Annotated in this window: 19 protein-coding genes; 10 read left to right on the forward strand and 9 right to left on the reverse strand. The window is 33.7% G+C overall.

From position 1 onward, the window contains the following. Window positions 1-8: 8 nt before the first annotated feature. The 4 genes from K5V07_RS04310 to K5V07_RS04325 all read right to left on the reverse strand — a co-directional run bounded on the left by K5V07_RS04310 (window position 9) and on the right by K5V07_RS04325 (window position 3,510). Window positions 9-743, reverse strand: coding sequence for a head GIN domain-containing protein (locus tag K5V07_RS04310; RefSeq protein WP_144893264.1), 735 nt, complete (start codon window positions 741-743; stop codon window positions 9-11). A 2-nt stretch (window positions 744-745) separates the two neighbouring features. Beyond that, window positions 746-2,485 carry a PspC domain-containing protein gene (locus K5V07_RS04315; protein WP_221916530.1) on the reverse strand — a complete coding sequence of 580 codons (1,740 nt, stop codon included), beginning with the start codon at window positions 2,483-2,485 and terminating at the stop codon, window positions 746-748. A gap of 5 nt (window positions 2,486-2,490) precedes the next feature. Further along, window positions 2,491-2,820, reverse strand: coding sequence for a PadR family transcriptional regulator (locus K5V07_RS04320; RefSeq protein ID WP_086454625.1), 330 nt, complete (start codon window positions 2,818-2,820; stop codon window positions 2,491-2,493). A gap of 234 nt (window positions 2,821-3,054) precedes the next feature. Beyond that, window positions 3,055-3,510, reverse strand: a complete 456-nt coding sequence (locus tag K5V07_RS04325; RefSeq protein WP_221916531.1) for a DUF4870 domain-containing protein — start codon at window positions 3,508-3,510, stop codon at window positions 3,055-3,057. Between the two features lie 267 nt (window positions 3,511-3,777). On the opposite strand from K5V07_RS04325, the gene K5V07_RS04330 reads away from it, so the two are divergent. Continuing rightward, window positions 3,778-4,230, forward strand: coding sequence for a DUF4442 domain-containing protein (locus tag K5V07_RS04330; RefSeq protein ID WP_221916532.1), 453 nt, complete (start codon window positions 3,778-3,780; stop codon window positions 4,228-4,230). Between the two features lie 67 nt (window positions 4,231-4,297). Here the strand turns inward: K5V07_RS04330 and K5V07_RS04335 are convergent, their stop codons facing one another. The 3 genes from K5V07_RS04335 to K5V07_RS04345 all read right to left on the reverse strand — a co-directional run bounded on the left by K5V07_RS04335 (window position 4,298) and on the right by K5V07_RS04345 (window position 6,396). Continuing rightward, a complete protein-coding gene (locus K5V07_RS04335) occupies window positions 4,298-4,519 on the reverse strand; it encodes a hypothetical protein (RefSeq protein WP_221916533.1) in 222 nt (73 codons plus the stop codon). 178 nt (window positions 4,520-4,697) lie between these two features. Further along, window positions 4,698-5,258: a DUF6642 family protein gene (locus K5V07_RS04340; protein WP_182649240.1), complete on the reverse strand. Its 561-nt coding sequence runs from the start codon at window positions 5,256-5,258 to the stop codon at window positions 4,698-4,700. Between the two features lie 226 nt (window positions 5,259-5,484). Next, window positions 5,485-6,396 (reverse strand): glycosyltransferase, encoded by a 912-nt coding sequence (locus K5V07_RS04345; protein ID WP_221916534.1) that lies wholly within the window; start codon window positions 6,394-6,396, stop codon window positions 5,485-5,487. A gap of 47 nt (window positions 6,397-6,443) precedes the next feature. Between K5V07_RS04345 and K5V07_RS04350 the strand changes: the two genes are divergently transcribed. The 3 genes from K5V07_RS04350 to K5V07_RS04360 are packed head-to-tail and all read left to right on the forward strand — an operon-like array spanning window position 6,444 to window position 9,008. Continuing rightward, complete coding sequence (locus K5V07_RS04350) at window positions 6,444-7,529, forward strand: glycosyltransferase (protein ID WP_221916535.1); 1,086 nt, start codon at window positions 6,444-6,446, stop codon at window positions 7,527-7,529. A 1-nt stretch (window position 7,530) separates the two neighbouring features. Beyond that, window positions 7,531-7,923, forward strand: coding sequence for an FdtA/QdtA family cupin domain-containing protein (locus K5V07_RS04355; protein WP_221916536.1), 393 nt, complete (start codon window positions 7,531-7,533; stop codon window positions 7,921-7,923). Beyond that, the gene (locus K5V07_RS04360; RefSeq protein WP_221916537.1) at window positions 7,920-9,008 is read left to right on the forward strand and encodes a glycosyltransferase family 4 protein; all 1,089 of its coding nucleotides are present in this window, start codon (window positions 7,920-7,922) and stop codon (window positions 9,006-9,008) included. Before K5V07_RS04355 ends, K5V07_RS04360 begins: the two co-directional genes overlap by 4 nt. Here the strand turns inward: K5V07_RS04360 and K5V07_RS04365 are convergent. Continuing rightward, complete coding sequence (locus K5V07_RS04365; RefSeq protein WP_221916538.1) at window positions 9,000-9,899, reverse strand: glycosyltransferase family 2 protein; 900 nt, start codon at window positions 9,897-9,899, stop codon at window positions 9,000-9,002. The two genes, K5V07_RS04360 and K5V07_RS04365, sit on opposite strands and share 9 nt — an antisense overlap. Beyond that, on the reverse strand, window positions 9,899-10,585 hold the full coding sequence (locus K5V07_RS04370; RefSeq protein WP_221916539.1) for a cell division ATP-binding protein FtsE: 687 nt from the start codon (window positions 10,583-10,585) through the stop codon (window positions 9,899-9,901). Before K5V07_RS04370 ends, K5V07_RS04365 begins: the two co-directional genes overlap by 1 nt. A 241-nt stretch (window positions 10,586-10,826) precedes the next feature. On the opposite strand from K5V07_RS04370, the gene K5V07_RS04375 reads away from it, so the two are divergent. From K5V07_RS04375 to K5V07_RS04400, 6 genes are all read left to right on the forward strand, one after another. Beyond that, a complete protein-coding gene (locus K5V07_RS04375; RefSeq protein ID WP_221916540.1) occupies window positions 10,827-13,841 on the forward strand; it encodes a tetratricopeptide repeat protein in 3,015 nt (1,004 codons plus the stop codon). A gap of 53 nt (window positions 13,842-13,894) precedes the next feature. Next, complete coding sequence (locus tag K5V07_RS04380; RefSeq protein ID WP_221916541.1) at window positions 13,895-14,758, forward strand: PhzF family phenazine biosynthesis protein; 864 nt, start codon at window positions 13,895-13,897, stop codon at window positions 14,756-14,758. Between the two features lie 46 nt (window positions 14,759-14,804). Beyond that, the gene (locus K5V07_RS04385) at window positions 14,805-16,592 is read left to right on the forward strand and encodes a TonB-dependent receptor (RefSeq protein WP_255577650.1); all 1,788 of its coding nucleotides are present in this window, start codon (window positions 14,805-14,807) and stop codon (window positions 16,590-16,592) included. A gap of 116 nt (window positions 16,593-16,708) precedes the next feature. Next, complete coding sequence (locus K5V07_RS04390; protein ID WP_221916542.1) at window positions 16,709-17,158, forward strand: hypothetical protein; 450 nt, start codon at window positions 16,709-16,711, stop codon at window positions 17,156-17,158. Between the two features lie 190 nt (window positions 17,159-17,348). Further along, entirely contained in the window at window positions 17,349-19,025 is a 1,677-nt protein-coding gene (asnB, locus tag K5V07_RS04395; protein WP_221916543.1) for an asparagine synthase B, read from the forward strand. A 156-nt stretch (window positions 19,026-19,181) separates the two neighbouring features. Next, complete coding sequence (locus tag K5V07_RS04400) at window positions 19,182-20,807, forward strand: amidohydrolase (RefSeq protein WP_221916544.1); 1,626 nt, start codon at window positions 19,182-19,184, stop codon at window positions 20,805-20,807. Window positions 20,808-20,967: the final 160 nt, after the last annotated feature.

The following is a 20,967-nucleotide window of genomic DNA, read 5'->3' on the forward strand; positions in this document are numbered from 1 at the left end:
GAAGTCTTTTATTCAGCATCAACGCTGCCGCCTGAACTAGTATTTTTTTGGATAGACTTAGGTTGTATGTCATAATGAATTACACCACCGCTAGAGGCCTCTGCATTTAAACTCACAATAGGATGCACATTGATACTCGCACCGCTGGAAACATCAGCCCTAACGGCATTTGTTAGCAAGTCATAAGCGTTGATTTCACTTCCGCTTGAAGCTGTATTTTTCGTCTCTAGCGCTTTTCCGTTTACTTTTATTTCACTACCACTACTAGTGTCACAGCTTACAACATCAGCTTCTATGCTAAGGTCCATGGTTGCTGCACTTGAGGTATTAAGTCTAATGTTTTCTCCTTTTAAGGTGTTCTTACTCACAATAGTTGCTCCGCTTGTGGCCTCAAGTTCATCAATAACTGGCATTCTTACGATTACCTTTTTAACATCGGCATCATTCATTAAATTTTTGTCAAAGGTTATTACAAGCGTACCATTTTCAACTTCAGTGGTCAAATATTCTTGTAAGTTTTCGTCCGTTTCTACAATGACTTCAACCTTGTCTGATTGTTCTATTTCAACATCAATGCCGCTATTTACTTCGATACTTTTAAAACGCTCTGTAATTTTTCGGTTTTCTGTGGTTACATTTCCATTTCCTTCAACAGCGTCAAAATTGAAATGGCAAGAGGTGCATAATAAGGCAATAAGTACACCTACAATAAACTTAGTAATGAGTGTGATAATTTTTAGCATGATTATTTATTTTTTACAATTATTCCGTCTTTGTTTATTGATAACCCTTTTCCAGAGCCTTTTTTAGTATCGGTTGTGTTTTCTACACTGCTCTCTACTGAAGTACTGTCAACTTCACTTGAATATTCAGAATTGTATACCTCTTCCTCTTGAGTTTCTGAATCATTATATTCATTTTCATCAGCAGGGCAATTTAAACATTTTATTTTATCTGTTGTAACTTTGTAAACGTAATTATCTGAGCTGTAGTGTAAATTAAAGAATTCATCGTCAGATCTATCGTAGTTTTGTACAGATGAATCAGGCTTAATATAAGTGCCTACTGGAACAAATAGGGTGATATCTACACTTTGATCACGGTATTTATTTTTTAATTCAGTAATCATGTAATTGTCTAAAACAATTTGATTTCCATTGATGGTATACGCATATTTAATTTGCTGAGCTCTTTTTTTAGCTTCGGATAATGATACACCTCTAGCTTCTTTTTCTATTTGAAGGTAAGGCAGTTTTTCATCTGTTTTTTCAATTTTAAAACGCACATCATTAGAGTAAATAATGTTAGTTCCAGTAGAGTCTTGAGTTACTTCAAAATTTCTATTGTCATCTACATTCTTGGCAAAATAATCGTTGTATCTAAATTTGATGTACAATGTATCTGTAGGTTTCAAATTAATGGTTTCTTTTTTTACATCTCTACCGTCTACTGCAAATGCACTAGCTTGTTTAATCCCAATTGAGATAGCAATTGAAACTGCAATAATCCAAATAGCAAGCAAAGTATATTTTACAATGTTTCCTATTGATTTCATGTTTGGAGCTAGTAATTTAAACCCTAGCAACGTTAAGAAAAAGAACGGAATCCCAACTGCAAAAAACATAAGTAATCCAAAAGACCACACAGGATAATCAGTAAAATTGCCTGCTTCAATAAAATTTTGCCAAGGAAAATCGATAAACAATCCAGAACCCAATGTAAAAATACCAATCAACAAGAAGAATAAAACGGTGATTCCAGACAAGATCAATAATATGCCTAAGAATTTTGCAAAAACTTTAAAAACGGTCATGATAAAATCTCCAAACGAGCTTCCTATTTTGTTTGCTCCTGTTTTAATATGGATACCGTATTTGTCATAATCTACATTTTTTAGCTTTCCAGAAACGTTCTCAAACTCTTCTCTAACTTTTTTTTCAATGTTTGATATATTAACGGGTTCTCCAGTCATTTCAAGTTTTTCAGAGGTTGTTACGGCCTCTGGTGTTACAATCCATAAAATGATATACGCTAAAATACCAGTTCCAAAACCAGCAAAAACAAGCAATACTAGTACTATTCTGATCCACACGGCATCAACCCCAAAATAGTAACCCAATCCTTGTGCTACACCACCTAGCATCCCTTTTTCTTTATCACGATACAGTTTTTTAGTTCTTCTGCTCGTGTTTTGGTATGGTTTTGCTTCGGCGTTTTCGTCTTCAATGATATAGTCTTCAGGTTGTCCCATAACCGCAATCATTTCATCAACTTCTTTCAACCCTATAACATGCTTGTCGCTTATTTGTTTTTCATTCAACAATTCAGACACGCGCATTTCAATGTCTTTTAATATTTCATCGTGTCCAGAGGAATTTGATAAAGAGCGCTTAATAGCATCAAAGTATCGAGTCAATTTTTGGTATGCATTTTCATCTATATGAAAAACCATTCCGCCTAGGTTTATATTTACAGTCTTGTTCATGATTATTATTTTTGGTTGGTTATAAGGTTTACAGCATCTGATAATTCAGTCCAGGTGCCACTAAGTTCTTTTAAAAAAGTTTGTCCTATTTCGGTCAAGCCATAATACTTTCTTGGTGGTCCTGATGTAGACTCTTCCCAACGATAATTGAGCAAACCGTCATTTTTTAATCGAGTCAATAAAGGGTAAATAGTGCCCTCAACAACTAGTAATTTTGCGTTTTTTAAAGTGTCTAATATTTCTGATGTGTATGCGTCTTTCTCTTTTAGTACTGATAGGATGCAAAACTCAAGAACACCTTTGCGCATTTGTGCTTTTGTGTTTTCAATGTTCATAATTTCATTTTTTTGATTTTGTGTGATTAAAACTGTTCATTCTTTGATTGATTTTCTGGATTTTGCTCCAGCGTGATTGATTATTAGGATGATTTTTTAGGAGCAGTCAACTCCTGTTTTTTCAAGAACTTTTATTCCTGCTTTTCACTCTATCTTTTCTGGTCTCTAAAAAACGAGACCATAAAAGGATGCCTTTGCAATCAGGGCTATACAGAACTTCTAGTGCTTTCATGTCTATTTTAAAAACGGAATAGTAAGCGGGTATTTATATGCTATGCCATTAGATGTTTGCATCGAAGCGTAAATAATGTAAAAGAACTCAACAACTTTTAAAATTAAAAAGAGTAAAAGACTCACAATTCCTATGGTCAAAAATCCAGCATTGTCACTAAAATTAAAATCAGACAATATAAAATTGTGATTCTCATGCAAGGTATTCAACGGGATGTTTTTAAAAACAGTGATTAAAAAACAAGGAATTGCTATCATTAACAAAACTAATGAATAGAGTAATAAACTCAATTGAAAATTAATAGCTTGCTTCCCGTGGTGATCCACAAATTCCGATTCTCCTTTTTTAGTACTCCACAATACAATTGGAAAAATGTAATTCCCAAAAGGAATAAAATATTGAGTTAGTGTACTCAAGTGTGTAAATGTGGCAATGTTTTTTTCTGTAGATGATTCCATTTTTTTTGATTTTTTTAGAGTTTTGATGATGATTGAAACTGATTTGATTTTTTGATTAATTAGGCTACCTAGTAATTTCTTATGCAAATATATGTTTAAAAAACAGTATCTTGTTTCGCATAGTACCAAATATTAACATAAAATTAACAAATAAATTTAATAGGCGTGCATAGTATTTTTTTGTATTTTAGCCAAATATCTAATGACAATACCCCTGACAGCCCATGTATTACCATTTATAATTACAATTCATAAACTAGAAAGCCTATGTTACTTACTGCATCAAAACTTAATAAATTTTTACTTTTCAAATTACCATCGGCTTTTATTTGCGGAGTTCGCGTAAAAAACATTGACGAAAAAAAATGTGTTGTATCCGTAAAACACCGTTGGGTCAATCAAAATCCATTTAACTCGATGTATTTTGCCGTACAAGCAATGGCAGCAGAACTGACCACGGGTGCACTTGTGATGTTTCAAATTCAAAAAAGTGGTCGTAAAATATCAATGTTAGTTGCAAATAACAAAGGAAACTTTACCAAAAAAGCAACGGGTCGCATTACTTTTACGTGCAATGACGGTCATTTAATCGAGAAAGCAATTCAGGAAACTATTGCTACAGGAGAGGGGCAAACTTTTTGGATGAAATCTATTGGCACGGATGAAAAAGGAGTGCAAGTTTCAGAAATGGACTTTGAGTGGAGTGTGAGAGTAAAATAATTACCTACTTATATAAAAGTAAAACGCCTCTAGAAAGAGGCGTTTTTTGTATAATACATATCGGTTTTTAGCATTTTTTTCCGGCACTTGATGCATCGCATTTTTTCCCTTTGGCTTTGCATGCTACCATACATTTTTCAATTTCAGCAGCTGACATGGCTGCTTTCCCACCTTTTTTAGAACAACAAGCCTCTTTTTTTGCTTTTTCTTTGGCTACTGCTTTAACTTCTTGTGCATTCATTTGAAGTGTAAAAAAAGCAATTACAGCTAGGGATACTATTTTTTTCATAAGTTTTGATTTTTGATTGTTTGTATTTCAAATATAAAGATTTTATGTAATGTTGAATCGCTTCTTGTGAAAAAATTAGTCTTTATGCCGCCACTTTAACATATAAAAATAGTTTAAGAAGCTATTATAGTCATTTTTTGTATGAACTGGTTTCAATATCTAAAATGATATAAACGAGTTAATAATACATTCTAAAATCAAGCAATTTACACAAAGCATACTGTTTTTGATGCAGTTCTTCAACAATTTCAAAAATATCATCTTGCTCTTCAAACAGTCCAAAAAACAAACGGTCTAGCGCGGTACTACTCACATTAGGAAGGAATGCACCATAGCCCGAGACAGCTTTTGCACCAGTAACATCAATAAAATATTGTGCCTCATCTGGTGATAAGTCAAGAATTTTTGAATTCGCAAAATGAACAATTTTCCCTCTCATTTTCCCTTCAAATAATTCGGCTATTTCTTCAAGGCTGTAAAAATATTCGTTGATGCAAATCGTATTGGCTTCGCCAGGCATTACCAGATAAATGATTTCATAATTGGTAAAATTATGATCGTCATATAGTAACGTGTTTAAGCTTTCTTCTAGTCCTTCTATGGTGTCACATGTTTTATAAATACTAGTCAATCCTTGATCTGAAGCTAGTTTTTCTAGATGTTTGACAACTTCGGTATCTAGATTTTCCTCTACATCGGCTACAGCCTCAAGGCAGAAAATAAAAGTATCGGTTTCCATTATATTCGATTTAGATGATGTAAAAAATAAAGAATTCCAAATAGCACTATACCTGATTTAAAATATCTCTTGTAAACAAAAATAAGGTTCTACGGCTAAATTCTTGCCTAAACGAGTGTGAAGTTATTGCAAAAAAAGTGTTGTGAGTACCGTTTTTTTGTAAGACTAGTATTTAATTTAGATGTTTTTTTACGACTAAAGATTTTTTATAAAACCCAACTAAGAATTATCGGTATCTTTTTTTGAGTACGATTAAGGCTAATACTTTGGCCTCTAATACAATATATTTGAGAAGTAAAATTGGGTCGATTGTTCGCAATGCTATTTCCATTTCATGATGAATCATGTTTAAAATGGCCTTGTTTTCTTCGGTAGTGGTATTCATTTTTAATGCATGGTTTACAATTTTATATGTAGACCGGTTGTATTTTCGCGTTTTTGAATTCAATCTTCTAAAACGGTAGGTACTCAAGGAATTTTTTAATTCTCTTTTTTGTAACAGAATTTGGTCTATGTAATCAAAGTTGTAGCTGCGCGCTGCTCGTATCCAGAAATCATAATCTTCATAATGTAAGTTTTCGTTATAGCCGTTTAGTTTTTCATAAACTTCTCTTTTTGCCATTGCCGAAACAGAACAAACATTATTGTCTAAACGCAATAATCCTAAATAAATGTCGCCTGTAGGTTGGCTTTGTATTCGTTTTTTATTTTGGTCTACCTCAAAAAAATATCTAAAATGCGTGTTGTCTTCAAAGATCATTTCGGCATTACCATATACAATTCCAAGATTAGGGTAAGTGCTGTTTTGAAACTTCTCCAGTTGCGTGGCTATACAATCGGGATGTAGTAAATCATCGGTTGCAAAATCAATAATATAGGAGCCAGTGGAGCGCTTGAAGGCGGTATTAAAAGATTTTGTATTCCCTTGGTTTACACGATTGGAAATAAAAATAACATTGGGATAGTTAACGAGCCATTTTTCAATTTCAGCCACAGAATTATCTGTGCTACAGTCATCTACAATAATAATTTCAATGTTTTTATGTGTTTGATTTACAATAGATTCTAGTCCTTCTTGAACAAATTTTTCATGATTGTAACAAAGACAGATAACGGAAACTATTGGATTGTAATTCATTTGAACAAAGAAGTGTTTATATTTGAAGCTAAATTAGTAAATTAAAAATGATTCCGAAAAAAACAACAATTGCTCTTGTGGGCGATTCACTGGGTGGCGGTGGTGCAGAACGTGTCCATGCCGTGCTATCTTGTTTTTTTGAAAGTAAAGGAATCGCGGTTCACAACATTATTTTTGTTGACGATATAGTTTATGATTACAAAGGAGTTGTGCTTAACTTGGGTAAAAAAAATACCGCAACAACCTTTAAAAAGCTACAGCGATTATACGAGTTACGAAGTTATTTTAAAGAACATCATTTTGATTTTGTACTTGATTTTCGCTATCGGGTGAATACAATAAATGAATTTTTGATGGCATATTATGTATATCAAACGAGTGTTATTTATACCATTCATAGCGGGATTTTACACAATTACATTTCAAAGAAACCCTGGATTGCCCGTTTTATTTATGGAAAACATAATTTTGTCACTGTAAGTAAAGCACTCGAAAAGGCGTTGCTCCAGCAATATAATATTAAAGCTCAAACCATTTACAATCCTTTTGAAATTGAAAAGATTCAAGAATTAGCTCTGGCTAGTATGCCAATGGATGGTACCTATATTATTGCTGTGGGTCGAATGAACGAAAAGGTAAAACAATTTGATGTTTTGATAGAGGCGTATTCCAAAACGGTATTGCCACAAAATGGAATAAAATTAAAAATTATTGGTTCTGGAGTCTATCTTGAGGATTTAAAAAGGCTTGTTGCTGAAAAAAATATAGGTGATTTAGTAGAGTTTTTGGGTTATCAAAAAAATCCTTTTTGTTACCAAAAAAACGCACTTTTTACAGTAGTTACAAGTGAATATGAAGGACTTTCAAATGTGATTATAGAAAGTTTGTTAGTAGGAACTCCTGCCATTTCCTATGATTGTTTTGCTGGGCCAAGTGAAATTATTACAGACCGATTCAATGGTTTACTGGTTGAAAATCAAAATAAGGAGCAACTGGTTGAGGCCATAGATTTACTTTATACGGATACTGAATTGAGAGCATTTTGCAAAGCGAATAGTGTACCAAGTACACTTCTGTTTTCAGTAGAAAAAATTGGAAATGAATGGCTTGATTATTTAAATACGAAGAGTTAAGATGCAAATAGAAATTATAGACATACCCAAGATTGAAAATGTGCTTGGGAACATTGCAGTCATAGAAAATGAGGTGATTCCGTTTGAAATTAAGCGTGTGTATTATTTATTTGATATTCCTAGTACCTCAAAAAGAGGCGGGCATTCTCATAAAAAGCTACAACAAGTTTTAATTGCCATTTCAGGAAGTTTTGATGTAGTTTTAAAAGATGGTATTACAGAAAAAACCATTACCTTAAATAAACCTGACAAGGGATTATTGATTAAAAATGATACGTGGCGCGAACTTGAAAATTTTTCATCAGGTGCCGTTTGTCTTGTCTTGGCATCAGCCACTTTTGATGAGGAGGATTACATCAGGGATTTTGATACTTTCATCAACTCAAAAAAATGAAACTACTTTATATAGTTCCAAATATCAATAATGAAGGAGGGGTTGCAAGAATCTTATCCTTGAAAATGAATTATTTTATTACACAATGCGGTTATGAAGTTCATATTTTAACTCAGAATAAGGGGAATACTCCCTTGTTTTATTCTTTTCATGAGGATATTGTGTTTCATGACATGCAATTAAAAGGTGCTGCTCCTTTGTTTGCTTTTCAATATTATAAGGCGTTAAATCAATATATTTCTCTCATTAAACCAAATTGTATTCTGGTTTGCGATAATGGATTAAAAGCTTTTTTGTTGCCTTTTTTTATTCGCTGCAAAATTCCACTTTTGTTAGAAATTCACAGTTCAATTTATGTACAGGAACATCCTTCGTCGCATGCTGTATTCAATTCTTTGAAACAGAATTTGCAATATCACTTCAAAAAGTATGCTGCTCAAAAGTATACTAAAGTTGTATTTTTATCCAATGAAAGTGCTCTTGAATGGAATGTTAGGAAGAAAGCAATAATTCCTAATCCATTATGGTTTGCCGTAAATTCTGTTGCGCCGCTTTCATCGAGAAAGGTGATTGCTGTAGCTAGAAATACTTATGAAAAAGGGCTTGACAGGTTGTTGCCTATTTGGAAAGAAGTCGTAGCATTATATTCATCTTGGAAATTAGAATTATACTGTGGCAACTACCAAGATCTTGAAGTGTTAGCTCGAGAGTTAGGAATACAAGATTCGGTCGTTTTTTTAGACCCAACCAAAACGATTCAAGAGGTGTATTTACAAGCAGCTATTTATGTTATGACGTCTCGGTACGAGTGTTTTCCTATGGTTTTACTGGAGGCAATGGCTGCTGGAGTTCCTTGTGTTGCTTATGATTGTCCTTGTAGTCCAAGAGCAATTATCGATCATGGTGTTGATGGATTGCTCGTTGAAGATGGCAATCAAGATGAATTTATAAAACAATTGCAATTATTGATAAGCAATGAAACACTTCGATTAGAAATGGGCAAAAAAGCGCAAGCTACAAGTAATGCTTACCAGATAGAGCACATAATGCCTGAATGGCAAAAATTAATCAAGTCCTTAAGATAAAGACTTTGGCTTTGAAATAGAACACAAATAGCCCAATCTAAAACAATTAAAAAAGAATAATTTTGGATTGTTACTTTTTAAATTTTGTTCTAAAGCTTCCGAAAATATTTTGAAAAACACAGCTATACCGTATTGAAGTTTACTACGAACTAAAAAATCATATAGAGAAAGCAATTTGACAAACTTAAAATCAATTGTTTTTGTTTGATACAATTGCTGCAAATTTTCCAGAGATTGCTTGGTTTTACTTAAATAATCACAGTTTGTGTCAATATCACCATGTTCTACAGGATTTTCAAGATGCTTTAAAGAAAAAAGTTTGAGACTCAAGCGATAGGAAAGTTGGGTATCGTCATGACCGTATTTTGTAGTGTTCGTGTCAAATCTTACCGTGTCAAAACACTTTTTTTTGATGAGTGTATTGTTAAAAAGCAGTGCAGAATACCCTTTTTTTTCTCGTTCAGGGGCACTTTGGTCTTCCATATAGCGACCGTATTTCCAGCGCAGTTTTTGATTATTTGAAGGGCACTTTTCAGGATGTAATCGGCCACCATAAACAATATCGAAAGTGTTTATTTGTTTGATGTAGTGGTGAATAAAGTTTTTGTTGGTTATAATCGAATCGCCATCTAAAAACAGCAACCAATCGTATTTTGATTGTGCTGCTAGATTATTCCTGTTTTCTCGGTGGCTAATATTATTTTTTAAGGAAACAAAGCTACTATTATATAAGTCGTTTATTTTTTCATTAAAACGATTCAAATCAGATTCTGAAGCATCATCTTGACAAATAATTTCGAATGGTATTTCTTGTTCTACACATTGTCTATGCAGTTCTTGAACGGCAGGAAATGCATTGAAATTATAAATAGGAACAAGAATAGAAAGCATTACGAATTGCGTTGCTGTATCACTTCGAATATTTTAGAATCCTCACATTTTAATGTTTTGGATGGGAATTTCATCAATAAAGCATAATCATGGGTAGCCATAATGATTGTTTTTCCTATAGCGTTAATCTTTTTTAGTACTTCAAGAACTTCGGCACTGGTTTGAGGATCAAGATTTCCCGTAGGTTCATCAGCAAGGATTAGCTCTGGATCATTTAGCAATGCACGAGCAATAGCCACTCGCTGTTGTTCTCCACCAGATAATTGATGTGGCATTTTTTTGCCAAATTCACCCATCCCTACTTTATTTAAAACTTCCTCAATTTTAGCTTCCATTTCACTGTTATCTGTCCAGCCTGTAGCTTTAAGCACAAATAACATGTTGTCATTTACGGTGCGATCTGGTAGTAACTTAAAATCTTGAAAAACAATTCCTATTTTTCGACGTAAAAATGGAATGTCATCTTCTTTTAAAGTTGCTAAATCAAAGTCAACAATTGTTCCTTCTCCCTCTGTCAAAGCCAAATCAGCGTAAAGTGTTTTCATTAAACTACTTTTACCAGAACCTGTTTTACCAATGATGTAAAGAAATTCGCCATGCTTTACCTCCAAATTTACATCAGATAAAATCGATTTGTTTTCTTGATAAATAGTTACATTTTTTAAAGATAGTACGGATTGTGACATGTTTTACATTTGTTTATGGGGTAAAAGTAAGAAGTTAACGCAACGATTCAAAATAAATTCTGTTGTAATGCTTAGAATTCGATAAAAAATTAAAGAACAAAATCAAAGCCACTGTTTATAAAAATAATCCTAGAACGGTATGTGAACCAACAGCAATTGTAAAAAAATCATAATAAATACCGTATTCAATTCGTTATAGACTCAGAATATAATACATTTGAATTATTAAAATAAAAGTACAATGCGTAAACTTTCTCAATGTTTTATAGGTAGCCTTTTTATCTATGCCACTAGTCTTAGTGCACAAAAAACAGCAATATATACTCATGACTCCAGAGAATTTGACAAAGCAGTTTCATTATTCAAAGATGATCAATATGCATCTGCCCAAATAATTTTTAATAAAGTAAAAGAAACAGCCACCACCGAGGAGCTAAAATCAGATTGTACTTATTATGCCGCAAACTGCGCCATTAGAACCAACCAGTCTAATGCAGATGAGTTGATGGAACAGTTTGTTACAGATTATCCCACGAGTGTAAAACAAAATCAAGCATATATAGAGGTAGCGCAATTTCACTTTAAACAAGGCAATTATCCTCAAGCTTTGCAATGGTTCGATAAAGTAGACGAGTCTAGTTTGAGTAGAAATGATCAAGATAAGTTTAATTTTCAAAAAGGATATGGGAATTTCAATGCTAAGAAACGCAAGGAGGCAACTGCATATTTTAACAAAGTAATTAACTCACAAGAATATGGTTCACAAGCTAAATACTACCTAGGATTTATGGCTTATGAGGGCGATGATTATAAGCAAGCAACTAAATATTTTGATGAAGTTTCGGGCGAGGAGAAGTACAAAGAAAAATTGTCGTATTACCAAGCCGATATGAATTTTAAACTAGGTAATTTTCAAAAAGCTATCGATTTAGGACAAAGAGCAATGGCTGGTTCAAATGCTTTAGAAAAATCAGAGCTGAATAAAATCATTGGCGAAAGCTACTTTAATCTAAAACAATACAGCAACGCAATTCCTTTTTTAGAGGCTTATAAAGGCAAAAAAGGGAAGTGGACAAATACAGATTTTTACCAATTAGGTTATGCGCATTACAAGCAAAAAGATTTTGAAAATGCAATCAGTCAGTTTAATAAAATAATAGGAGGAAAAGATTTTGTGGCACAAAATGCCTACTATCATTTAGGTGAAAGTTACTTGAATACAGATAAGAAACAACAAGCATTAAACGCTTTCAAGAATGCATCTGAAATGGATTTTGATCTCGCCATTCAAGAAGATGCGAGTTTAAATTATGCTAAATTGAGTTATGAACTAGGCAATTCCTATCAAAGTGTCCCCGCTGTTTTACAAGCTTTTTTAAAGAAATATCCAGAGAATGCGAATAAAACTGAAATCGAGAAATTATTAATAGACTCCTATATTTCTTCTAAAAATTACAAGGAAGCGCTCGTATTATTAGAAAAAAATAAGTCACCCGAAAATAAAGTGGCGTACCAAAAAGTTCTTTTTTACCGAGGATTAGAATTGTACACCGACGCAAATTTTAATGAAGCTTTGAAAATGTTTACTAAGGCTTTAACGGAACAAAAAGATCCTGTTTTTACTGCCAGAACCATTTTTTGGAAAGCAGAAACAGAATATGTTTTAAATGATTTTAAAGAGGCTTTACTCACTTTCAAACAGTTTACAAATGCGGCTCAGGCAAACACGGTTCCGGAGTTTAAAAATCACAATTACAATATAGCATACACGTACTTTAAGTTGAAAGAATACGAACAAGCTGGAAATTATTTTCAAAAACAAATTGATAACGCTGCCGCAGATAAAATTCGTTTTCAAGATTCTTATTTAAGACTTGCAGATTGTCGATTTGTAACTTCAAAATATGCGGAGGCCTTACAAGCGTATTCAAAAGTGGTAGACTCAAAAAGTGTAGATGCTGATTATGCTTATTTTCAAAGAGCTATTTCGTATGGTTTTATGGGTAAAAATGATAAAAAAATTAATGATTTAAATTCATTTTTAGAGGCCTATCAAAAATCTGATTTTAGAGATGATGCGTTGTTTGAACTAGCAAATACTTATGTTGCTGAGAACGAAAATGACAAAGGAATTAAGACCTACGACAGATTGAATACCGAGTTTAAAAACGGAACATTTACTTCTAGATCCATTTTGCGTCAAGGTTTAATTTTTTACAATAATGATAAAGACGATCAAGCATTAGTCAAATTTAAAAAAGTTGCTGCTGATTTCCCTAGAACTCCTGAGGCACTAGAAGCTGTAGCAACAGCTAGATTGATTTATGTAGACACGGGACGAGTAAATGAATATGCAACCTGGGTTAAAACACTTGACTTTGTTGCTGTTACAGATGCAGAATTAGACAATGACAGTTATGAGGCAGCCGAAAAGCAATTTCAGCAAAACAATACAAAGCAAGCTATTGCTGGATTTGCAAGTTATGTAAGTCAGTTTCCAAGAGGACTTCATGCTTTACCAGCTAACTATTATTTAGCGCAACTTTATTTTACCGATGGAGCCGAGAACAAAACTATTCCGCATTATGAGTACGTAGTGGCTCAACCTCGAAATGAATTTACAGAGCAGTCTTTGTCTCGATTGTCTCAAATTTATCTTAAAAATAAAGATTCAGAGAAAGCAATTGCAATGCTAACCAGATTGGAAAACGAAGCAGAAACGTCTCAAAACAAAACTTTTGCTCAGTCTAATTTGATGAAATTGTATTACGAGAAAAAAGATTATCCTAATTCGGGTGTTTATGCCGAAAAAGTATTGTTAAATCCTAAAACGGATAATGGAGTAAAAAGCGATGCTCAAATTATCATTGCACGCGCTGCAATCGTTAACGGAGACGAAGTAAAAGCGAAAAGCGCTTATGCAAAATTAATGACTACAGCCAAAGGAGAACTGGCAGCCGAAGCCTTGTATTATGATGCCTATTTTAAAAACAAAGAGGCTAATTATGAAGCTTCGAATGCAGCGGTACAAAAATTAGCTAAAAGTTATGCTAGTTATAAATATTTTGGTGCTAAAGGATTGGTGCTAATGGCTAAGAATTTTTATGGATTGAAAGATAGTTTTCAAGCCACTTATATTTTAGAGAATGTTATTCAGAATTTCACTGATTTCCCAGATGTTGTTGCTGATGCTCAAAAAGAATTAGATATAATCAAAACCGAAGAGTCCAAAACAAACTCATCTGTAACTAAATAATTGCTTCACAGAATTGTTTGGAAATGATTTTTGATTTTTAATAAAACAGAAAAATGAATTTAGATTTTTATATAGTAGATGTTTTTACGGATGCTAAGTATGCAGGCAATCAACTTGCTGTTTTTTTTGGTGCCGAAAGCCTGAGCAAAGAGAAAATGCAACAAATTGCAAAGGAAATAAACTTTGCCGAAAGTACTTTTATTACCCATATCAATACGGAAACAAATACTGCCGAAATTAAAATTTTCACCCCTGAACATGAAATGCAGTTTGCAGGGCATCCCATCATTGGTACATCATGGGTTTTAATGAATAAAATTTTCAATAACAATCCATCAACTATTACAATGCAGGTTCCTGTGGGAGTAATTCCTGTTACCTCACAGGATGGATTTATATGGCTTCAGGCAGCACAACCTACTTTTTTAGATGTTTATTTGAAAGATGATTTTTCTTCATTTAGTACTTTGTCACAAGATGATTTTGATACAAATTTTCCTATTCAAGAGGTGACTACTGGTAGCGCATTTGTGATGGTACCAGTAAAAAATGAAGAGGTGCTGGGTAAGATTGTTTTGGATAAAAATAAAGCAGAACAATGGTTGCGCCAAAATTGTAAAACACCACATAGGGCTTTTTATTTTTTTTGTTTAGAAAATGAAAAGTTATCTAGCAGGATGATGTGTATAGAGAACAATCAATTAATTGAAGATGCAGCTACAGGTAGCGCCAGTACATGCTTGCAAGCATTTTTATTACAATACCACAATCCAAAAATAAAACTTGTCAATCACCAAGGGCATTTTATACAAAGGCCATCTCAAATTTATTTTGACGGAATAAAAAGTGGTGAAAATTATGAAATTAAAATAGGAGGGAAGTCTCAGTTTCTTGCAAAAGGAGTTTGGGAAGTATAAGCTTGCGTAAAAAAGCATTAAAAAATAAGAAGTAAACACAACAGAAATGACATTGAATCCATCCATTATAAACGTACAGAATCATAGCAAAACAGGAATTTTAAAGCCGTTAGTATTGGGCTTTTTGTTTATGGGTATAATTCCAATTTCTTGGTCACAAAAAAAAGAGCAAATAGGGACAGAAACGGTAAACGTAGTCAAGCCATTTACTCCTAAAATTTCAGATGCCTTTAAAGTCAAAGAAGTTCCTGAACTTGAGGAAGAGGCTAATTCGAAAAAAGAAACGGTGAAATATGCTATTTTTTCATTTCCAGTAGCATCAACTTTTACACCTTCAAAGGGAAAAGCACAAGGAGTTGAAAAGGAAAAACAACCTCATGTTTTTAAAAATTATGCCACATTTGGTGCGGGTAATTATGGAACACTTGTAGGAGAACTGTTTGTGAATCATGATTTAAATGCTACTGATTATGTGGGTGGAATGTTCAGGCACCACTCCTCGCAAGGCGGGATTAACACGATAGATTTAGATAATAGTTTTTATGATACAGCATTCGATATTATGTACGGTTCAAATCAAAAAACGCTTTCGTATAATCTTGATTTGGGTTACAATAACCAAGTCTACAATTGGTATGGGTTGCCTTTAAATTTTGGAAATTCCTTAACTAATTCTGATAAAGGAGTTTTACTTGCTAGTATTGATCCTAAACAATCGTACAATACTTTGTCTTTCTCAGGAAATGTAGTGCTTACCGAGGGGATATTAGATAAGGCAACTGTCAAGTTCAATAGATTTACAGATTTTTATAAATCAGCCGAAAATCGTTTTGTAGTAAAGCCCACACTTGAACTTCAAGTAATGGATTATGCCGTAAAAACGGATGTTATTGTGGATTATGTAGGCGGAAATTTTGTCACTAATAACAGCAATACAGCAGCCATTGATTATGGTTTTACAAATTTTGGACTGTCGCCAAGTTTTGTGATGCAAGAGAAAGATTGGACTTTAAACCTTGGTGCTACTATTTATTATAGTTTGGATACCAAGAATAGCAATAGCTCTTTATATATCTATCCAAAATTTACTGCGTCCTACAAAGTGGTGGGCGATTTGATGATATTTTATGCTGGTGCCGAAGGGAATTTAAACCAAAATTCCTATCAAGATTTTGTGACCGAAAACCCATTTTTGTCTCCTACCTTGTTGATTAACCCTACCGATAATCAATATGAAATCTATGCAGGTCTTAAAGGAAAGTTGAGCAATACTGTGAGTTATACCCTGAGAGGTTCGTATAACAATGAGCGCAACAAGGCTTTGTTTAAAAGCAATGATTATAGTGAGAGCAGTACTAATATGAACTATGGTTTTGGGAACTCATTTCAAGTGGTGTATGATGATATGCGTACCCTTCGTTTTTTCGGAGAACTTAAAGCTGATTTTTCAAAGGATGTTTCTTTTGGAATAAACGGAAGCTTTAGCAGTTTTACAAATGATTTTCAACAAGAGGCTTGGAACTTACCAGCAATTCAGTTTAAAGCAAATCTTGACGTGGATATCACAGAGAAATGGTATGCTGGCGCAAATGTATTTTATGTAGGAGAACGTAAAGATCTTCAAAACAGTACTGCTTTTTTACCATCAACTACTCCGATTATATTAGAAGGATATTTTGATTTGAATGCAAATGTGGGTTACAAATATAATGATCAATTAACGGGTTTTATAAAATTAAACAATCTAACCAATAACAACTATCAAAAATGGTTGAATTTCCCAGTGCAAGGTTTTCAATTTTTAGTGGGAGCCAATTATAAGTTTGATTTTTAATTTTTTTACCGAAGCACACGGTTCATAACGAATGCACAGATACCACAGAAAATATAATTAAAATACTTCGTGAACATTGCGCTTTCTTTATGAACTTTGTGGTTAAATTTTAAATTATGACTTTTAAACAAAAAATCCACACTCATTATTTACAATTGGTTCAAGACCGAATAGATATCTTCAAAGACATGATTACGGCACTTACTGAAGATTCTAAAAATGATGCCAAAGGTTCCGCAGGCGATAAACACGAAACGGCTTTATCGATGATGCACCTTGAGCAAGAAAAACTCAATCATAAATTGAAAGAAGTATTGGGTCAAAAAGCTATTTTAGATAAAATTGATTCCAGTTCAAGTGCTAAAACTATTATTGTGGGAAGTTTGGTCAAAGCCAATGGAATTTATTTGTATTTAAGTGCAGCACTTCCTAAAATTGCTGTTGATGGTATCAATGTGATTGCACTTTCTCCGCAATCACCATTGGGCTCGAAGTTAATGGGAAACCAAGAAGGATTTACTTTTGAGATTAATGGTTCAAAGTATATCATTCAATCAATTCAATAAAAATTTTATGCTATTTACACTTTACAAGTAGACTCTGTTTTTTATTTGCATTTTAATTCCTAATTTGTAGTATTTAGTTTTTTTTAGTTTAAAAATGTAACTGAATATCGATTTTATGTTTTACATATGAAACTATAACTACATCTTTGCTTTATCAAAATAAATAAATTCATTTATAAAATATAGCATTATGTGTGGAATAGTATGTGCCTTCGACCTGAAACAAAAAGCAGAAGTTTTAAGACCTAAGGTTTTAGAAATGTCAAAAATAATTCGCCATCGTGGACCAGACTGGAGTGGAATCTTCAGCAACGAAAAAGCCATTTTATCGCATGAACGTTTAGCAATTGTGGACCCAGCTTCAGGAAAACAACCTTTATTTAGCGAAGACAAACAACTTATCTTAGCTGCCAATGGTGAGATTTACAACCACAGAATATTGCGCAAACAATTTGAAGACAAATATAACTTTCAAACAGAAAGTGATTGCGAAATTATTTTGGCACTTTACAAAGAAAAAGGACCTCATTTTATAGATGAAATGAACGGAATTTTTGGCTTTGCCATTTATGATGTCGAGAAAAATGAATACTTCATTGCAAGGGATCACATGGGAATTATTCCATTATACATCGGTTGGGATGAGCACGGTACGTTTTATGTTGCTTCTGAATTGAAAGCTTTAGAAGGATATTGTACTAAAATACAATTGTTTCCTCCTGGACATTATATGACGAGCAAAGACGGCGAATTTGTACAATGGTATAAAAGAGATTGGACTGATTATGATGCTGTAAAAGATAACGAAACAAACATTCAAGATATAAAAGTAGCATTAGAAGCAGCCGTTCACAGACAATTAATGAGTGATGTACCTTATGGTGTTTTACTTTCTGGCGGTTTGGATTCATCGATAACGTCTGCTGTCGCCAAAAAATTTGCACAAAAACGAATTGAGTCTGGTGATACTACCGATGCTTGGTATCCGCAATTGCACTCATTTTCAGTAGGATTAGAAGGTTCGCCAGATCTTGCAGCAGCCCAAATTGTAGCAGACCACATAGGAACCATTCATCACGAAATTAAATTCACTATTCAAGAAGGTTTAGATGCGGTCAAAGATGTCATTTACAACCTAGAAACTTATGATGTGACTACCATTAGAGCATCAACACCTATGTGGTTGATGGCGAGAGTTATTAAGTCAATGGGTATAAAAATGGTACTTTCTGGTGAGGGAGCTGATGAACTTTTTGGAGGCTATCTATACTTTCACAAAGCGCCAAATGCAAGAGAATTTCACGAAGAGAATGTGCGTAAACTAAGTAAACTGCACATGTACGATTGTTTGCGTGCGAATAAGAGTTTGGCCGCGTGGGGAATCGAAGGCCGTGTGCCTTTCCTTGACAAAGAGTTTATGGATGTTGCCATGCGCATCAACCCGCAAGATAAAATGATTAACAAAGAACATCCTATAGAAAAATGGGTGGTTCGTAAAGCATTCGAAGATATGTTGCCCCCAAGTGTGGCATGGAGACAAAAAGAGCAATTTAGTGATGGTGTAGGGTACGGCTGGATTGATACTTTAAAAGAAGTTGTTGATGTTGAGGTTTCTGACGAACAATTGGCAAATGCCAAATATAAGTTTCCGTTGCAAACGCCTACGTCAAAAGAGGAATATTATTACCGTTCTATCTTTCACGACCATTTTCCTAGTGATGCTGCTGCCTTGTGTGTTCCTCAAGAAGCGAGCGTCGCCTGTAGTACAAAAATAGCTTTGGAGTGGGATGAAGCTTTCAAGAACATGAATGATCCATCGGGTAGGGCTGTAGCAAGTGTTCATGATGATGCTTACGAAAAAGTGTAACAGAATATCTTACTAATTAGGACAATAAACGCACCCGAAAGGAGTGCGTTTTTTTATGTATAAAAATAACATTAAACCTTAAAATGGTTTTAATTCTAAATTAATGCACTCTATTTCAGGACAGTTTTTTATATTAGCGTGACTAAATTATAACTTATGAGAGCTTTCGCTTTACTTCTTTCTACACTATTTTTATTTTCATGCAACCAAAACGAAAAAATTATGGTGGATGCCATTATTACAGATGCTACCATTTACACCGTAAACAATACTTTTGAGAAAGCTACAGCTATGGCAATTGATAAAGGTAAAATTGTTGCAATTGGGTCAGATACTGATATTGAAAAAAAATACCATTCTAATAACACTACAAAGGCTGATGGTAAATTCATTTATCCAGGATTAATAGATGCACACTGTCATTTTTACACGTACGGTTTGAGTTTGCAAGAGGTCGATTTGCGTGGAACAACCAGTATGGCTGACATCATAAGTCGTTTAAAAGTTTTTCAAAAAGAAAAAAATCCTGCGTTTATTGTTGGTAATGGTTGGGATCAAAACGATTGGGAAGTAAAAAAATATCCGACAAAGGCTGATCTTGATGTTGCATTTCCTGATATCCCAGTAGTTTTAAACCGAGTAGACAGTCACGCCATTATTGTAAATAGTAAAGCTTTATCACTTGCAGGAATTACAAAAGATACGAATGCCGAAGGTGGTCAAATAGAAATTGTAAACGGTGAGCCTACAGGAATTTTAGTAGACAATCCGATGGAATTGATTTTTAAAATTATACCTAAACCAACTCGTAAAATTCAAATAGCAGCTTTATTAGATGCTGAAAAAGTAATGTTTGATTATGGTTTAACAACCGTAAATGATGCTGGACTTGATCCAGATATTATTCACTTGATGGATAGTTTACAAAAAGCAAAACTGATGAAGCTTAATGTGTATGCTATGGTTACAGCCAATCAAAAAAACATTGATATTTACCTTAAAAAAGGAATTTACAAAACAGATCAACTTAATGTAAGATCTTTTAAAATGTATGGTGACGGAGCTTTAGGTTCGCGCGGCGCGTGTATGCACAAACCGTATTCGGATAAGCCGGGTCAATATGGAGCCCTACTAGCGCCTGTTGTAGGGCTTAAATCGGTTGCGAAACAAATTGCGAATTCAAATTTTCAATTGAATACACATGCTATTGGCGATTCTGCAAATACAGTAATTTTAAAAATTTACAAAGAGGTTTTGGCTGGAACCAAAGACAGACGATGGAAAATAGAACATGCTCAAGTGTTGCGTGAAGCCGATTTTGATTATTTCAAATTTGGCATTATTCCATCTGTTCAACCCACGCACGCTACATCAGATATGTATTGGGCCGAAGAACGCCTTGGAAAACAAAGATTAAAAAACGCTTATGCTTTTAAAAAACTCCTTCAAAAAGCTGGGACGGTTGCTTTAGGAACAGATTTTCCTGTGGAGGAAGTGAACCCAATGCTTACTTTTCATGCTGCCGTAACTCGTAAGGATGTTAAGGATTTTCCAAAAGGTGGTTTTCAAATGGAAAATGCACTTACTCGTGCCGAAACATTGAGAGGAATGACGCTCTGGGCCGCTTATTCTAATTTTGAAGAAAAAGAAAAAGGAAGTTTAGAAGTAGGCAAATGGGCTGATTTTGTTATTTATGACGAAGATTTAATGAAAGTGAAAGAAAACATGATGGTCAAAATGAAACCTAGTGGTACTTTTATTAAAGGACAAAAAGTAAAGTAATAAGTAAACGGTGCTTGTACGAGGTTTTATTTAGAAAACTACGATTTTAATAATTTAAGTTTCATTTTTAATTTAATAATGAATTTTTACTTTCGAATAGAAATTAAAAATGTTGTTTGTGTTTTAAATATGTAGTCGGCAATGCATATTTGCAGTTCCC

Origin of the sequence: Flavobacterium sp. CHNK8 (genome assembly GCF_019774515.1) — a bacterium.
GTDB lineage: Bacteria > Bacteroidota > Bacteroidia > Flavobacteriales > Flavobacteriaceae > Flavobacterium > Flavobacterium tiangeerense.

Coding starts and splice junctions, on each gene's coding strand:
- K5V07_RS04310 (WP_144893264.1), bottom strand. CDS start 743: ATGCTAAAAATTATCACACTCATTACTAAGTTTATTGTAGGTGTACTT.
- K5V07_RS04315 (WP_221916530.1), bottom strand. CDS start 2,485: ATGAACAAGACTGTAAATATAAACCTAGGCGGAATGGTTTTTCATATA.
- K5V07_RS04320 (WP_086454625.1), bottom strand. CDS start 2,820: ATGAACATTGAAAACACAAAAGCACAAATGCGCAAAGGTGTTCTTGAG.
- K5V07_RS04325 (WP_221916531.1), bottom strand. CDS start 3,510: ATGGAATCATCTACAGAAAAAAACATTGCCACATTTACACACTTGAGT.
- K5V07_RS04330 (WP_221916532.1), top strand. CDS start 3,778: ATGTTACTTACTGCATCAAAACTTAATAAATTTTTACTTTTCAAATTA.
- K5V07_RS04335 (WP_221916533.1), bottom strand. CDS start 4,519: ATGAAAAAAATAGTATCCCTAGCTGTAATTGCTTTTTTTACACTTCAA.
- K5V07_RS04340 (WP_182649240.1), bottom strand. CDS start 5,258: ATGGAAACCGATACTTTTATTTTCTGCCTTGAGGCTGTAGCCGATGTA.
- K5V07_RS04345 (WP_221916534.1), bottom strand. CDS start 6,396: ATGAATTACAATCCAATAGTTTCCGTTATCTGTCTTTGTTACAATCAT.
- K5V07_RS04350 (WP_221916535.1), top strand. CDS start 6,444: ATGATTCCGAAAAAAACAACAATTGCTCTTGTGGGCGATTCACTGGGT.
- K5V07_RS04355 (WP_221916536.1), top strand. CDS start 7,531: ATGCAAATAGAAATTATAGACATACCCAAGATTGAAAATGTGCTTGGG.
- K5V07_RS04360 (WP_221916537.1), top strand. CDS start 7,920: ATGAAACTACTTTATATAGTTCCAAATATCAATAATGAAGGAGGGGTT.
- K5V07_RS04365 (WP_221916538.1), bottom strand. CDS start 9,899: ATGCTTTCTATTCTTGTTCCTATTTATAATTTCAATGCATTTCCTGCC.
- K5V07_RS04370 (WP_221916539.1), bottom strand. CDS start 10,585: ATGTCACAATCCGTACTATCTTTAAAAAATGTAACTATTTATCAAGAA.
- K5V07_RS04375 (WP_221916540.1), top strand. CDS start 10,827: ATGCGTAAACTTTCTCAATGTTTTATAGGTAGCCTTTTTATCTATGCC.
- K5V07_RS04380 (WP_221916541.1), top strand. CDS start 13,895: ATGAATTTAGATTTTTATATAGTAGATGTTTTTACGGATGCTAAGTAT.
- K5V07_RS04385 (WP_255577650.1), top strand. CDS start 14,805: ATGACATTGAATCCATCCATTATAAACGTACAGAATCATAGCAAAACA.
- K5V07_RS04390 (WP_221916542.1), top strand. CDS start 16,709: ATGACTTTTAAACAAAAAATCCACACTCATTATTTACAATTGGTTCAA.
- asnB (WP_221916543.1), top strand. CDS start 17,349: ATGTGTGGAATAGTATGTGCCTTCGACCTGAAACAAAAAGCAGAAGTT.
- K5V07_RS04400 (WP_221916544.1), top strand. CDS start 19,182: ATGAGAGCTTTCGCTTTACTTCTTTCTACACTATTTTTATTTTCATGC.